Raw genomic sequence first — 14025 nt, forward strand, 5'->3', positions numbered from 1 at the left:
ATAACTCCTTCATTTTTTCTAATACGAAAATAAGTCTAGCATGAATAACTGAATGAATAAATCTATTTTGTATATTTCTTTTCCCATCCTAAACTAAAAGAGAAAAATGACGAAAAAAAGATTAGAAAAGGAATTTTTACAGCTACCCAAAGGGGAAAAAGTTATGAAAAAATTTGTTGTTTTACTGATGTTTTGTTTAATGATAACTTTAAGTATATTACTCAAATGGCAATGGCATGCTTACTCAAGTAATGGATCTGTGGATAAGATCACAGAAGCCGACCAAAGAGTACAAATTGTTGCCACAGCTAAAAATTTGAATATTAAACAAACCTTCTCAGGATTAGACTCAAAAAAAGAATATGATCTAATCATCCCCAATTTAATTACGGACTGGAAATGTGAAATGGAATCTGGGAAAAAATGTCCCTCTAAAGATCAAAATCCAGCGACATTTCTTCCCGTTAATGGAATGATTGAAATAGAGTATACAATTCCTTTAGATCGAGAAAAGTCATATAGCTATTTATCCGATTGGAAAATTCATCTTCGTGATGTTCATATTCAAAATTCGACTGTTTCAATAGCTGAGTCTTTCCATAGAAATGGAATGTGGATAGTTGGAATGCCGTTAAAAGGGCATAAAAAACAAGATTTAATCGACTTTTTCTCTTTTGCTGGAGAAGGAGATTTTAATAGTCTATATTTCCAAATTGATCCATTTAAATATCAATTACAAAAATCAAACATATTCTATTATGTTGATAAAGAAATACAAAAAAACATGAAATTCCCAATTTATAATCAGCTACCAGTAAAATCCTTTATTGCCCTTGTATTTACTGATCATATTTCGAAAATCAGTTCAGATATGATCATACTTAATCCAAATCAGTCTACTCATGCAGTGGAAAAAATATTACTTTCACATTACTATCAAACTAAATTTAATCAAGACTTAGGTTGGATGGTTGATTTATTAGTAGCTCATCAATTAGAAGAATTACCAAAAAATACAAAGGCATTGCAAGTATATAATGAGCTAAAAAATGAGTTATCATCTGAAGAAAGCGAAAAGTTTTATGAAATAATTTCGGGAAGCCAAAAAAATCTTTCTGATCAAAATCTAGATGATTTTCTGGGTGAAATAAAAGGTTTAAAGACTAGGTTTTTTCAAATAAATAAGGGTACAAAGAATGTTTCACCGCTCTATTTTTATCAATTAAAATCGGTAAAGATCCGAAATGAGGAACCAACAAACATTGAAGTGATCCACCAACATGGGAAAATGCTTTATCCAATAAACAATTTATTGACCCAAATGGGATACAAAGTGGAACATTCAACAGATCAATTACTCATTAAAAATAGTTCAAATAGCTATGAGTTTTTTCCAAATCAACACTTATTTCGTATGAATGGTCAAGACTATGGTTTGTTGGAAAACCCACTTATCCTTATTGATCAAAATTATTATATGGAGCAAAAGTGGCTACAAACCATATTTAAGATCTTAATGGAAGAGAATGATGGTGTCTTACAAATGAATGAAACACCCTAAGTAGAAAGAAAAAAGCCCTACAACCAATTGGTTGTAGGGTCCTTCTATATTCCTCAGAAAGGAAAGAAGGCAAAGGGAGAGGAGAAACCGGAGGAAGAACTTATGGGGAAACGTAAGTCTTCTCCGCGGTTGGCAACAACATCCTCGATTAGATGCTGTTACTAACATTATTTCCATAAACAGTTTGCTTATACAGTATTCATTATTATTTTTTCCATAGATTGTTGTGCATTATTTTATACAGCCGATTTGATCTATTGATTGTCATAGGCTTGTCGAATATTTCAATTTGGCGAGTATAGAGCTGATATGGTAGGATATTGGTTGAATGGAAAATTTGTTGAATAATAGTGGAGATGGAATCATGAGAGTTGTTTCAGGTACCTGTAAAGGTCGAAGTTTAAAAGCAGTTCCAGGTAGTACAACAAGACCGACAACAGATAAAGTCAAAGAGGCTATTTTTAATATGATTGGCCCATACTTTAATGAGGGAATTGGATTAGATTTGTTTGCAGGTAGTGGTGGACTTGGCATAGAAGCCTTAAGCCGGGGAATAGATAAAGTAATATTTGTAGATAGAGATTCGAAGGCAATTCAAATTATTAAAGATAATCTAGTTGCCTGCGACCTATTGGATAAAGCCGAGGTGTACCGTAATGATGCGGATCGAGCGATTAAAGCGATCTTAAAAAGAGAAATTAAATTTGATTTTATTTTTCTAGATCCGCCATATAAAAAGCAGCAATTATTAAAACTATTAGAAACGATAGAAAAGGAACAACTAGTAATTTCCGATGGGATGATTGTTTGTGAACATGCGACAGATGTTATTCTTCCGGATGAAGTAGGTTTATTGAAAAATATAAAAAAAGAAACATATGGAATCATCAGTATTTCCATCTATCAGCTTGTAAATGAATGATTTGAGGTGAAAAGAATGGCGAGTATTGCAGTTTGTCCTGGAAGTTTTGATCCAATTACATTAGGACATCTGGATATAATAAAACGTGGTGCAAAGGTATTTGATCAAGTATATGTTGTTGTGCTAAACAATTCTTCAAAAAATCCGTTATTTAATGTTCAAGAAAGAATGGATCTAATCCTTGAAGTAACGAAAGAGATCCCAAATGTAAAGGTGGATTCATTTCAAGGATTACTCGTTGATTATGCTAAAAGTGTAAATGCCAATGCGATCCTTAGAGGATTAAGAGCTGTTTCCGATTTTGAATATGAAATGCAAATCACTTCAATGAACAGAGTGCTAAATGAAGAAATCGAAACTTTTTTCGTCATGACGAATAATCAGTACTCCTTCCTGAGTTCTAGTATCGTAAAGGAAGTGGCAAAATATAATGGAAATATATCTGAACTTGTTCCTTCTCCTGTACAGAAGGCATTAGTAAATAAATTTAAACCGTAAAAAAACCCGTTTCCTCTAAATACATCAGAGGAAATGGGTTTATTGTTTTTGTATAACAACTTTTTTGGCTAAAAGGATTACGTAAAAACTTAAAGCGACGATGGTTATTAAGGGTCCGTATTGACTGATAAAATAATAACAGCTATGTAACAAGGATCCCTCTTCAAAAAAAGCAACTGGAATCGCGTGAGAAGGTTGTTCAATTTGATAAAAACGTTCATAAACCGTTTTCCAGAAAACTAAAGTTAAAATGCTTGCAATGAATCCATGTAAAATTCTTGCGATAAAAAAAGGTTGGAATCGGATATCCGTTTGAGCAAGGATACTTGCTACCTGTGCTTGAACACTGAAACCACTAAATGCAAGAATAAAGCTAGTGATAATCGCTAATTGCATAAGAGAGGTATCTTGAACTTGACTAGTCATTTGACTACCTTGAGTAATCTCAAATAAACCTGATATTAGTGGAACACTAAGGGATTCTGGTATTGATACGGACTGTAGGATAAATTCAATGATTTTTGCTAAAAAGGCTGTAATATGAAGATGAAAGAGAATTTTGTTGATAACCGAAAATAAAATAATAAATCCGCCAATCATTAATAATGTTTGTATGGAAGAGGTTACAGCATCTCCAATTAACTTGCCGATGGGCCGATTGTCTTGGATACGAGTTCTGTGTAAAGCTTTCAGAGCGGTTCGAATGGGAAATTTAGATTTGTTTTTTTCATTTTCCCTATCTTCTACATCATTGCGTCCATAAAAACGCATAATCAGCCCAACACATATATTTCCAATGTAATGGGATAGAGCTAATATAACGCCTAAATGAGCATTTTTAAAAAATCCTACTGATACAGCCCCGAAAATAAATAGGGGATTGGAACAGTTTGTAAACGAAACTAATCGCTCCGCTTCAATTCTACTTAATTGTTTTTCTTGTCTTAAACGAGCAGTAAGCTTTGCCCCTGCTGGGAAACCAGAAGCCATGCCCATTGCCCAAACAAACCCACCGACACCTGGTACTTTAAATAGTGGTCTCATTAAAGGTTCAAGTAAGACACCGATAAATCTGACAATCCCGAATCCGATAAGCATTTCTGAAATAATAAAAAAAGGTAATAGGGATGGAAAAACAATTTGCCACCACATATCTAATCCTCTGATCGAGGCTTTAAAAGATTCCTCAGGAAAAATAATTAGCGAGGCTGCCATAATAGTAACAGCAACTGCTAAGAAAGCTGTTTTAAACCTCGAACGCCACAAATATAAGACCTCCTCAATCTGACAATGAATTGTGCAATGAATGTGAAGAATGGTAGAATAGGGATTATTTAAAAAAATCCCATTGAAACTAAAATGAATTTAATTCATTTATGCCTGTCCCCACATATCACAATATACTCATATAAATGAAAATTAGACCATAAGATTGTTGTAGACTCTAGCTTATTAGAAATCTAAATAGAGACTATAAGATTAAGGGGGAATCTCCTTGAGGCGTCCGAAAATTGGTTTGGCACTTGGGTCAGGAGGAGCTCGTGGATTTGCTCACCTTGGAGTAATAAAGGTTCTAAAAGAAGAGGGAATTCCTATTGATATGATTGCTGGTAGCAGTATGGGGGCACTCGTAGCTTCGTTTTATGGAGCTGGAATCGACTTTGATCAACTGTACCGATTATCTACAGCCTTTAAAAGAAAATATTACTTAGATTTTACCGTTCCTAAAATGGGATTTATCGCTGGAAAACGAGTGAAAGAACTTGTTAAGGTTTTTACACATAATAAAAATATTGAACAATTAGTGATTCCAGTTGCAATCGTAGCAACTGATTTAGTGTCTGGGGAAAAGGTTGTGTTTAAAACTGGACCTGTGGCAGATGCAGTACGTGCAAGTATTGCCATACCTGGAATTTTTGTTCCAGTTAAATGGAATAATCGAATTCTAGTTGATGGTGGAGTGGCAGATCGTGTGCCAGTCTCGGTTGTGAAGGAAATGGGTGCTGATATTATCATTGCAGTCGATGTTTCTCAAGTAAAAAGAGATGCTGAAATCACGTCGATATATGATGTGATTATGCAAAGTATTGATATTATGCAAAAAGAATTAGTCACTTATCGTGAAATCGCTTCGGATGTGATGATTCGCCCACAAGTACAAAACTATAGCTCGAAATCGTTTACTAATATTGAAGAAATTATTTCTATTGGTGAATTTGAAGCAAGAAATCAACTCACTTTAATCCGAAATTTAATGGAGAGTTGGAAGGGGCAAACATCAGAATGATTAAGAAATATTATATTCGACCTTTACTAATAGCAACGATAATTATTATGGCTAGTTCTTTTTTTACATTGCCTTATTATGTTTCAAAACCTGGAATGGCAAAAGAATTGCATCCGATTATCAAAGTTGAGAATGGTTATGAGGAAACAGGAACTTTTATGTTGACGACTGTCAGAATGGGAAAGGCAAATATTTATTCATATTTATTAGCTAAAGTCAGTAAATATCAAGAAATATATCCAGAAAAGCTGATTAAAGGAGAGGATGAATCAGAGGAGGAATATAATACTCGTCAATTGCATTTAATGGAAGGTTCAAAGCTTAATGCGATCGAAGTAGCCTATAAAAAGGCAGGGATCCCCGTTGATTTTCATTATAAAGGGGTTTATGTATTAAATATTTTCCCTGAAATGCCTGCTGATGGAAAACTTCTCCCTGGAGATCGAATTTATGAGGTGGATGGAAAAGGATTCGATTCGTCAGATTTATTTATCGATTATGTAAAAAACAAAAATGTGGGAGACTCCATCCAGTTAACAATTGAGCGAAAAGAAAAGGTAAAAAAACTTAATATCCCTATTGCTACTTATCCTAAAAAGGCGTCTATTAAAGGAATTGGCATAGAATTAGTAGATGATAAAGAAATTATTGTAAAACCAGCCGTAAAGGTGAATACAGATGAAATTGGAGGACCTTCAGCTGGATTGATGTTCACATTAGAAATTTATAATCAATTAACGAAGGAAGATTTTACGAAGGGCTACCAAATAGCTGGAACAGGTACGATAAGTTCTGATGGAACAGTTGGACCAATCGGTGGAATCGAACAAAAAATTGTTGCAGCAGACAAAGTAGGAGCTGAAATTTTCTTTGCCCCAAATGAAAAAGGTGCGGCAGATTCGAATTACAAAGCTGCTGTAAAAACGGCAAAGGATATTCATACCAAAATGAAAATTATCCCAGTTGATACATTTGAAGATGCAGTCGCTTATTTAGAAAAATTACCAATTAAGAGATAAAACAAAAAAGCACCGCGGGTGCTTTTTTGTTTTATCCTTTTATAATAACAGGTGGCTGTTTATACTCCGATTGTAATAGCATAGATTGTTGTGGTTCTGATAATCCTAAGGAATATAAGTGAGAAACTTTTAAATCGAGTGTTAAATCTAAATTATTTTGAAAAGAAGAAACTTTTGTGACTAGGGGTAATGAAATCTCTTTTTTCTTCATGTTTAAGTATTTTTGACCTTTCTCCGTCATACCTAGCAAACGTAAGTAAGAAGGAGCTTCATTTTCCTTTATCATATCTGTCTTTTTTGTGTTGGTAAAAATGTGAAGACAAGCTCTTTGTAATCTTGTCCAAGTGTAACGTTTTGTTTTAACAGTTTGCATAAATTCATGGAAGGTGCGAGAATGAAATGCAGCAGTTTTAAAACGATTTTCTAAACCTTCTTCAATTTCGTATATTGCCGTTAAATCAGTGGCACTAGAATTCATGATTTTATATTTTAAAAATGGCCAATAATTTTCCCATTGGTGAAGTGTCCCATATGTTTGTATGTATTTTAATAATAGATTTTTAGTTGATTTAGGTACAAAACGCTCAATCTCATCTTGAGAAAAATTAGAGAATAGAGCTTTTCGTATACTAGTAGCACTTGCAATTGTTTCTGATGAGAAATGTTCATCATGGTACTCAGCATTCTTCCGTTTAATGGTTATAGGTTTCATATCACTTTTTAACTTATCAATTGCTTCTACATAATGGTACCCTAATATATTATTTGGTTTTGAAAGATCGACCATTTGAGTCGTAGGAGCAAGATCGAAGAAGGCAAATTCTAATGCCTTAGGGTAACTTATGCCACTTTTCATATGTTCTTTTATCGACTTTTGAAATTTTTCATTATTGTGTTCAATTAAGGCTCTAGTCTCATGAAATGAACGAATATTCCCATGTTCGCTGCCAAAACATAAAGTCTCACATCGCAAGGAATCTAAAATAGATACAGATCCAAAAGCAAAAGTTTCTGCCTTTTGGGTAGCAAAACGGTATGGAAGTTCTATGACGATATCTACACCACCTAATAAAGCCATTTCGGTTCGAAACCATTTATTAACAAGTGCAGGTTCCCCTCTTTGCAGAAAATTCCCACTCATGACAGCAATGACAACATCAGGATCTGCTTTCTGTTTAGCAGTTTCAATATGAAAAAGATGACCATTATGAAAGGGATTATACTCAACAACTACACCAAGTGCCTTCACTAGTACCCTCCTCTTTTGAATAATATTTATGAATAAACTAGCTTTTAGATACAGAATCAGTTAAGATTTGTAAAAGATACAAATAAATTATAGTGTAAAGAAAAAATATTGACAAATATTTATTGTAAAGCTATAATTACCTTTGTTGCCTTGGGGTGATTCAATTGAAATGGACAATAAATCAGTTGCAAAAATATCGAAACAAGGAATTTTTAATTGATGAAACGATTCGTATGGATGACATCAAAAATGATGATTCAGAAATACGTGACGTGTCACCCATTCACCTTAAAGGTCGTGGGGATATCAGTTCAACGAAAGTAACTTTTCATTTAACAATCGATGGTTATTTAGTTTTACCTTGTTCTCGTACTTTAGTTGATGTGAATTTTCCAATTCATGTAGAAACAACTGAAACCTTTCTTTTATTTGGATCAGATTTTGAGCCAGATGAAGAGGTTCATCGAGTAAATGGAGATGTGATTGACTTGTATCCAGTCATTCGCGAGATTCTCTTACTTGAAATTCCAATGCAAGTCTTTTGCGATGATGTTCCTGGTGAAATCGCTGCACCTCAGTCGGGTAAAGATTGGGAAGTAATAAGCGAATTGAATCAACAGGAAAAAATAGATCCTCGTTTAGCAGATCTTGCAAAATTTTTTGATAACAACAATTCTTCCGATTCATAATCGGTTGAAACAAAGAAGCAAAGTGAAGATCCAGTTCCCACTGGCCTTCATACTTTCTTAATACACTCTTTAAGGAGGTGGGAAGAATGGCTGTACCTTTTAGAAGAACTTCTAAAACTGCAAAAAGAAAACGTCGTACCCATTTTAAATTAAATGTTCCAGGTATGGTAAGTTGCCCAAACTGTGGTGAAATGAAATTAGCTCACCGCGTATGTAAAGCTTGCGGAACATATAAAGGAAAAGAAGTTGTAAACAACTAATTTATCCTTTTGGATATAAAGCACAAGGAGCATTTGCCCTTGTGCTTTTCCTTTTTTTTAAGTAAATTTTTTATACTATAGAAGATTGAAGGTGATAAGAATGGATCCGTATTTGATAGAGGATGATAGAGGAGTTTTGAGTTTTACGATCAATCAACCAGAACGTCGCAATGCAATTAATTTTGAAATTATGGAAGGTATAGAGAAGGTTTTAGATATAGCTGAAAATCATTCTTATAAGGCTCTTGTGATAACGGGTACGGGAAACCAAGCGTTTTGCTCGGGTGGAGACCTATCAGTTTTTCATCAATTAAAAACAGAGGAAGAAGCGTTTCGAATGCTATCTAAAATGGCTGCTATTCTGTTTAGATTATTAACATTCCCTAAGCCCACGGTTGCCATATTAAATGGTACGGCGGTTGGTGGAGGTTGTGAATTAGCGACAGCATGCGACTTTCGGCTTGCTAGAAAAGGGATAAAAGCAGGGTTTATACAAGGTAAATTAGCGATAACTACTGGATGGGGCGGCGGGTCAATGCTATTAGAAAAGCTTTCCCCCGAGAATGCAATGCAATTATTAATGACTGCTGATACCTTTGAAGCAGACCGGTTATTAGAGCTTGGGTTTATCCATCATGTTTATGATCAGGATGGAATGAAAGCTGGCCGCTATTTTCTTGAAAAGATGATCACGCTTGAAACAGATGTACTTAAAGCTTATAAAACAATTTTAGTTAGAAAGTGGACACAATCTAATTTACAGCAAAGAATTCAAGAAGAAGTAAGAACTTGTGCAAAACTTTGGGAGACTGAAGCTCATCATATTCAAGTCGATAGATTCTTAAAAAAATAAATATACATAGAGAAACGTTAAACAGTCTATCTTTTCTAGTAAGTGCATATGTATGAATATAAATGTACACTAGGAGGGATTAACCTATGTCTTCAACACGGCAAGATGCCTGGAATCAGGATGAAGATTTGTTTTTAGCTGAGGTTGTTTTGCGTCATATTAGAGAAGGCGGTACTCAGCTTCAAGCTTTTGAAGAAGTAGGCAAACAATTATCGAGAACATCCGCTGCATGTGGTTTTCGTTGGAATTCATATGTAAGAAAGCAATATAAATCGGGGATTGAATTAGCAAAAAAACAAAGAAAAGAATCGAAAAAACAAGTAACGGAGATAGATGATCAAACTGATATTCTAAATCAAGATGACGTTGAAAAGCAGGATAATTTAATGGAAGAATCTTTCGGAATTTCTTTCAAACATGTGCTTTCCTTTTTAACAACTTTACATGAGAAAGCGGAAGCTTCGTTATATGAAAAAGCAGAGAAGTTAAAACAAACGGAGAAGATCAACGACTTGGAGAAAAAAATCTATTACTTAGCTGCTGAAAATGAGAAGTTAACTTCAGAGTTAAAAACGATTGAAAAAGATTATCGATCTCTAATTGAAATAATGGAACGGGCAAGAAAAATGGTGGTTCTACAAGAAGAAGATCGTCATCCAAAAGTGAAATTTCAGATGGATAAAAACGGTAATTTGGAAAGGATTTAAAAATAAAAAAAGGGTCTGAAATTTCAGACCCTTTTTTACTTTAAAAATTATTGAATTGGCTGCCAAATCAATGGGTTTTCTCCAAGATCACGTTGCATATCGTAAGTCACTGAAGTAAATCCTTGTTTCTCCCAGAATTCCTTGGATTTCATTCTAGGATTTGTTTTTATAGGTAATCCATAACTTTTGGCAAATTCCACCAATGCAGAACCGTAACCTCTGCCTTGGTAATCTGAAAGAACCTCTAGCTTCCATAATTCCAAATAATCTCGTGACGGTTTAAAATAACGATCTGAAGGAGCATCAACTTGATATAAACTCATTCGGGCTACAAGCTTATCGCCAAAATAAATTCCATAAAAAGGTGAATCACTATCATTTTCGATAATATTTGCTTCTAAATCCTCAAGCATAGAAAGTTCTTGGAGACCATACTCTTTAAATTTCTTAAATTCTTCTAATGTCTTGTAATTTACCTTTAATTTTTGAACTTCAAACGGCATATAAAATTCCTCCTTCATCAGAAATGAGGAAGCAAGAGCTTCCATAAGAAATTATATTCTCAAAAAGTTTTTAACTAGCCTATAAAAATATAATAAGCGAATAACGCTCGAATGAAAACATTTAGTACGTTAGAGTTTTCTATATTATAATACAAAAAGAACAAAAATTCTGCATTATTTTTATGGAAGCGTTTTCGAATTAGGCAGGAAATTTAAAGAACTTTGTAGAAATCTATTATTTACTGGGATTTAGAAAAATTGATCCTAATGTTCAATAATAGCTGTAGTTAAAGAAAGGGGCTTAAAATGCAAAAAATCTTAATTGCAAATCGTGGAGAAATTGCTTTAAGAATAATTAAAACTTGTAAAGAAATGAATATAGAAACCATTGCGATTTATTCAGATGCTGATGTTGATATGCCTTTTGTAAAAGAAGCGACAAAAGCGATTCGTATTGGCGAGCCACCTGTCAATAAATCTTATTTGCGATCAGATTTAATATTGGAAATTGCTAAGCAGGAAGGTGTAGATGGGATTCATCCTGGATATGGATTCCTTTCCGAGAATGCAGCGTTTGCTTCTCAAGTACAAGCTGAGGGAATCATATTTATCGGACCATCTCCAAAAACGATTGAGTTGATGGGTGATAAAATCGTTTCAAGAACAACGATGCAAAATGCAGGAGTACCTGTCGTACCAGGAAGTAGTCTTGGGGTAGTAAATGAAGAAGAAGCTTGTGCATTGGCAAATCGCATTGGTTTCCCTGTTATGCTTAAGGCTAGTGGCGGCGGTGGTGGGATAGGTATGATTCGCTGTGAAGATGAGCAAGCGCTCGTTAAGTCATTTGCATCAACAAAATCAAGAGCGAAAGCTTATTTCGGTTCTGATGAAGTATTTGTTGAAAAATGTATAGAAAATGCCCGCCATGTTGAAGTTCAAATATTTGGTGATTCATTTGGTAACGTAGTTCATATGTTTGAACGGGACTGTTCTGTTCAACGTAGAAATCAAAAGGTGATTGAGGAATCTCCTTCACCATTTCTTTCTGTAGCCACAAAGGAAAAGATGTTTGAAACGGCCATACTTGCAGCAAAGTCAGTAAATTATCTTAATGCAGGAACGATTGAATTCATTGTCGATGAAGAGGAAAATTATTATTTTTTAGAAATGAATACAAGGCTGCAGGTTGAACATCCTGTAACAGAAATGATCACGGGGCAAGACTTGGTTAAATGGCAAATACTAGTAGCGAGAGGAGAAAGATTGCCTCTTTTACAAACAGAGTTAATACAAAAAGGTCACGCTATTGAGTTTCGTCTTTATGCGGAGGACCCTATAACCTTTTTACCATCTCCAGGTAAAATTACTAGCTTAAAATGGCCTGATTTAATGGGGGCACGTATTGATTCAGGCTATGAAAGCGGCCAAACAGTTTCCCCATTTTATGATCCGATGATTGCAAAGTGTATTATGAATGGAGAAAATCGTGCGGATGCACTTGCAGTTTCGCAAGAATTTTTTGAAGAATATAGTATAGAGGGGATTAAAACGAATGCCCCATTATTCCTTGAAATACTAAAAAATGAAGAGTTTATTCGCGGTAATTATACTACAGCATTTCTCACAAAAAAAATAACTAACAAAAATTAGGAGGAAATCAAAATGAAAGAAATTACATCAACTATGGCAGGTACTGTATTTAATGTCCTTATTTCACAAGGTGAAGAAGTCCAAGTAGGACAACAGGTTTTAGTATTAGAGTCGATGAAAATGGAGATTCCAGTGGAAAGTTCAGTAGCTGGTAAAGTCCTTGAAATGAAAGTTAATATTGGTGACTTCGTTAATGAAGGGGACGTTTTAGTCGTTATTGAATAAGAGACCGATCAATAGGGGGGAGAAACATGACAACAAAGGCATTGAACGATACTTTATTTGATAAAAGGCAAGAAATTGAAGCAGGTGGACACCCGAAATACCATGAAAAATTAAAGGAACAAAACAAATTATTCGTTCGTGATCGATTAGTAAAGCTGTTTGATAACGGTGAGTATGAAGAAGATGGAAAGTTTGCTAATTATTCAGCGGGAGATCTTCCAGCTGATGGAGTAGTAACAGCAATTGGGAAAATTAACGGACAAACCGTGTGTGTAATGGCTAATGATTCGACTATTAAAGCTGGTTCATGGGGTGCTCGCACTGTTGAGAAAATTATTCGTATCCAAGAAGTAGCGGAAAAATTAAAGGTTCCTATACTTTATTTGGTTGATTCTGCTGGTGCGAGAATTACTGATCAGTTAGATATGTTCCCTAACAGACGAGGGGCAGGGAAAATCTTTTATAACCAGGTGAAATTATCAGGTATGGTTCCGCAAGTATGCTTACTTTTTGGTCCATCAGCTGCTGGAGGAGCCTATATCCCAGCATTCTGTGATATCGTGATCATGGTTGATAAAAATGCATCTATGTATTTAGGTTCTCCAAGGATGGCGGAAAAAGTAATTGGTGAAAAGGTCACACTTGAAGAAATGGGTGGTGCAAGAATGCACTGTTCTATTAGCGGGTGTGGGGATCAGTTAGCTTTAAGTGAAGAAGAGGCTATTGAATCGGCTAGAAAATATTTAAGTTATTTTCCTGCAAGTTTTAAAGAGAAAACTGCAAAATTAGAAGGAATTTTACCAAAACAGGGACGTCAGTTAGAAGACATTATTCCTGAAAACCAAAACGCTCCATTTGATATGTACGAGTGTATAGATACATTGATCGACGAGGGTAGTTTTTATGAAATAAAGAAACTATTTGCACCTGAGTTAATTACCGGTTTTGCGAGAATGGACGGAAGAGTCATTGGAATTGTGGCGAACCAGCCTAAAGTTAAGGGTGGCGTATTGTTTGTAGATTCAGCTGATAAAGCAGCTAAATTTATTACTTTATGTGATGCATTCCATATTCCTTTATTATTCTTAGCTGATGTGCCAGGTTTTATGATTGGGACAAAGGTAGAAAGAGCGGGAATCATTCGTCATGGGGCAAAATTAATTGCTGCAATGAGCTCCGCAACAGTACCGAAAATTTCGGTTATTGTCCGAAAAGCATATGGGGCAGGCCTGTATGCAATGGCAGGTCCAGCTTTTGAGCCAGATTGCTGTATTGCTTTACCAACTGCTCAAATTGCTGTTATGGGTCCAGAAGCTGCTGTCAATGCAGTATATTCGAATAAAATTAATGAAATTTCAGATCCAAAGGAAAGACTAGCATTTGTTCAAGAGAAGCACCAAGAGTATAAAGAACATATCGATATTTACAAACTTGCATCAGAATTAATTGTCGATGAAATTGTTGCTCCATCTGAACTAAGGGCAGTTTTAACAAATCGTTTCGATCTTTACGAAACAAAAGAAATGAATTTTAGTGTGCGTAAACATCCGGTATATCCAGTATAGGATGATACGACAATTGTAAATAAAGTAATGAGGAATT

At 34.8% G+C, this 14025-nt stretch carries 15 protein-coding genes; 12 read left to right on the plus strand and 3 right to left on the minus strand.

Going from position 1 to position 14025, the window contains the following annotated elements; translation table 11 throughout:
* Window positions 1-163: 163 nt before the first annotated feature.
* From ACFSO7_RS05315 to coaD, 3 genes are all read left to right on the plus strand, one after another.
* Window positions 164-1561, plus strand: coding sequence for a hypothetical protein (locus ACFSO7_RS05315; RefSeq protein ID WP_377875968.1), 1398 nt, complete (start codon window positions 164-166; stop codon window positions 1559-1561).
* A 364-nt stretch (window positions 1562-1925) separates the two neighbouring features.
* Window positions 1926-2483 carry a 16S rRNA (guanine(966)-N(2))-methyltransferase RsmD gene (rsmD, locus tag ACFSO7_RS05320; RefSeq protein WP_377876457.1) on the plus strand — a complete coding sequence of 186 codons (558 nt, stop codon included), beginning with the start codon at window positions 1926-1928 and terminating at the stop codon, window positions 2481-2483.
* A gap of 15 nt (window positions 2484-2498) precedes the next feature.
* The gene (coaD, locus tag ACFSO7_RS05325) at window positions 2499-2981 is read left to right on the plus strand and encodes a pantetheine-phosphate adenylyltransferase (RefSeq protein WP_377875970.1); all 483 of its coding nucleotides are present in this window, start codon (window positions 2499-2501) and stop codon (window positions 2979-2981) included.
* Between the two features lie 39 nt (window positions 2982-3020).
* Here the strand turns inward: coaD and ylbJ are convergent, their stop codons facing one another.
* Entirely contained in the window at window positions 3021-4247 is a 1227-nt protein-coding gene (ylbJ, locus tag ACFSO7_RS05330; protein ID WP_377875971.1) for a sporulation integral membrane protein YlbJ, read from the minus strand.
* 229 nt (window positions 4248-4476) lie between these two features.
* Here ylbJ and ACFSO7_RS05335 point away from each other — a divergent pair, with 229 nt between their 5' ends.
* Both ACFSO7_RS05335 and ACFSO7_RS05340 read left to right on the plus strand, forming a co-directional pair.
* Window positions 4477-5268: a patatin-like phospholipase family protein gene (locus ACFSO7_RS05335; RefSeq protein WP_377875973.1), complete on the plus strand. Its 792-nt coding sequence runs from the start codon at window positions 4477-4479 to the stop codon at window positions 5266-5268.
* Entirely contained in the window at window positions 5265-6287 is a 1023-nt protein-coding gene (locus ACFSO7_RS05340; protein ID WP_377875975.1) for a SepM family pheromone-processing serine protease, read from the plus strand. Before ACFSO7_RS05335 ends, ACFSO7_RS05340 begins: the two co-directional genes overlap by 4 nt.
* A 31-nt stretch (window positions 6288-6318) precedes the next feature.
* Here ACFSO7_RS05340 and ACFSO7_RS05345 read toward each other — a convergent pair whose 3' ends face one another.
* Entirely contained in the window at window positions 6319-7536 is a 1218-nt protein-coding gene (locus ACFSO7_RS05345) for a nucleotidyltransferase (RefSeq protein WP_377875977.1), read from the minus strand.
* 164 nt (window positions 7537-7700) lie between these two features.
* Here ACFSO7_RS05345 and ACFSO7_RS05350 point away from each other — a divergent pair, with 164 nt between their 5' ends.
* The 4 genes from ACFSO7_RS05350 to ACFSO7_RS05365 all read left to right on the plus strand — a co-directional run bounded on the left by ACFSO7_RS05350 (window position 7701) and on the right by ACFSO7_RS05365 (window position 10045).
* Complete coding sequence (locus ACFSO7_RS05350) at window positions 7701-8225, plus strand: YceD family protein (RefSeq protein ID WP_377875979.1); 525 nt, start codon at window positions 7701-7703, stop codon at window positions 8223-8225.
* 86 nt (window positions 8226-8311) lie between these two features.
* On the plus strand, window positions 8312-8485 hold the full coding sequence (gene rpmF, locus ACFSO7_RS05355; RefSeq protein WP_377875980.1) for a 50S ribosomal protein L32: 174 nt from the start codon (window positions 8312-8314) through the stop codon (window positions 8483-8485).
* A 100-nt stretch (window positions 8486-8585) separates the two neighbouring features.
* Complete coding sequence (locus tag ACFSO7_RS05360) at window positions 8586-9338, plus strand: enoyl-CoA hydratase/isomerase family protein (RefSeq protein WP_377875982.1); 753 nt, start codon at window positions 8586-8588, stop codon at window positions 9336-9338.
* Between the two features lie 86 nt (window positions 9339-9424).
* Window positions 9425-10045 carry an RsfA family transcriptional regulator gene (locus ACFSO7_RS05365; RefSeq protein WP_377875984.1) on the plus strand — a complete coding sequence of 207 codons (621 nt, stop codon included), beginning with the start codon at window positions 9425-9427 and terminating at the stop codon, window positions 10043-10045.
* A 47-nt stretch (window positions 10046-10092) separates the two neighbouring features.
* Here ACFSO7_RS05365 and ACFSO7_RS05370 read toward each other — a convergent pair whose 3' ends face one another.
* Window positions 10093-10548 (minus strand): N-acetyltransferase, encoded by a 456-nt coding sequence (locus tag ACFSO7_RS05370; RefSeq protein WP_377875986.1) that lies wholly within the window; start codon window positions 10546-10548, stop codon window positions 10093-10095.
* A gap of 306 nt (window positions 10549-10854) precedes the next feature.
* Between ACFSO7_RS05370 and ACFSO7_RS05375 the strand changes: the two genes are divergently transcribed.
* From ACFSO7_RS05375 to ACFSO7_RS05385, 3 genes are read left to right on the plus strand one after another with little or no spacing between them, the layout of a single operon-like run.
* A complete protein-coding gene (locus ACFSO7_RS05375) occupies window positions 10855-12198 on the plus strand; it encodes an acetyl-CoA carboxylase biotin carboxylase subunit (RefSeq protein WP_377875988.1) in 1344 nt (447 codons plus the stop codon).
* Between the two features lie 12 nt (window positions 12199-12210).
* Window positions 12211-12423: a biotin/lipoyl-containing protein gene (locus ACFSO7_RS05380; RefSeq protein WP_377875990.1), complete on the plus strand. Its 213-nt coding sequence runs from the start codon at window positions 12211-12213 to the stop codon at window positions 12421-12423.
* 26 nt (window positions 12424-12449) lie between these two features.
* Window positions 12450-13988 carry an acyl-CoA carboxylase subunit beta gene (locus ACFSO7_RS05385; protein ID WP_377875991.1) on the plus strand — a complete coding sequence of 513 codons (1539 nt, stop codon included), beginning with the start codon at window positions 12450-12452 and terminating at the stop codon, window positions 13986-13988.
* The last annotated feature ends 37 nt before the right edge of the window (window positions 13989-14025 follow it).

Origin of the sequence: Bacillus sp. CGMCC 1.16607, from assembly GCF_042683745.1 — a bacterium.
GTDB lineage: Bacteria > Bacillota > Bacilli > Bacillales > Cytobacillaceae > Pseudoneobacillus.

Coding starts and splice junctions, on each gene's coding strand:
- ACFSO7_RS05315 (WP_377875968.1), top strand. CDS start 164: ATGAAAAAATTTGTTGTTTTACTGATGTTTTGTTTAATGATAACTTTA.
- rsmD (WP_377876457.1), top strand. CDS start 1,926: ATGAGAGTTGTTTCAGGTACCTGTAAAGGTCGAAGTTTAAAAGCAGTT.
- coaD (WP_377875970.1), top strand. CDS start 2,499: ATGGCGAGTATTGCAGTTTGTCCTGGAAGTTTTGATCCAATTACATTA.
- ACFSO7_RS05340 (WP_377875975.1), top strand. CDS start 5,265: ATGATTAAGAAATATTATATTCGACCTTTACTAATAGCAACGATAATT.
- rpmF (WP_377875980.1), top strand. CDS start 8,312: ATGGCTGTACCTTTTAGAAGAACTTCTAAAACTGCAAAAAGAAAACGT.
- ACFSO7_RS05360 (WP_377875982.1), top strand. CDS start 8,586: ATGGATCCGTATTTGATAGAGGATGATAGAGGAGTTTTGAGTTTTACG.
- ACFSO7_RS05365 (WP_377875984.1), top strand. CDS start 9,425: ATGTCTTCAACACGGCAAGATGCCTGGAATCAGGATGAAGATTTGTTT.
- ACFSO7_RS05370 (WP_377875986.1), bottom strand. CDS start 10,548: ATGCCGTTTGAAGTTCAAAAATTAAAGGTAAATTACAAGACATTAGAA.
- ACFSO7_RS05375 (WP_377875988.1), top strand. CDS start 10,855: ATGCAAAAAATCTTAATTGCAAATCGTGGAGAAATTGCTTTAAGAATA.
- ACFSO7_RS05380 (WP_377875990.1), top strand. CDS start 12,211: ATGAAAGAAATTACATCAACTATGGCAGGTACTGTATTTAATGTCCTT.
- ACFSO7_RS05385 (WP_377875991.1), top strand. CDS start 12,450: ATGACAACAAAGGCATTGAACGATACTTTATTTGATAAAAGGCAAGAA.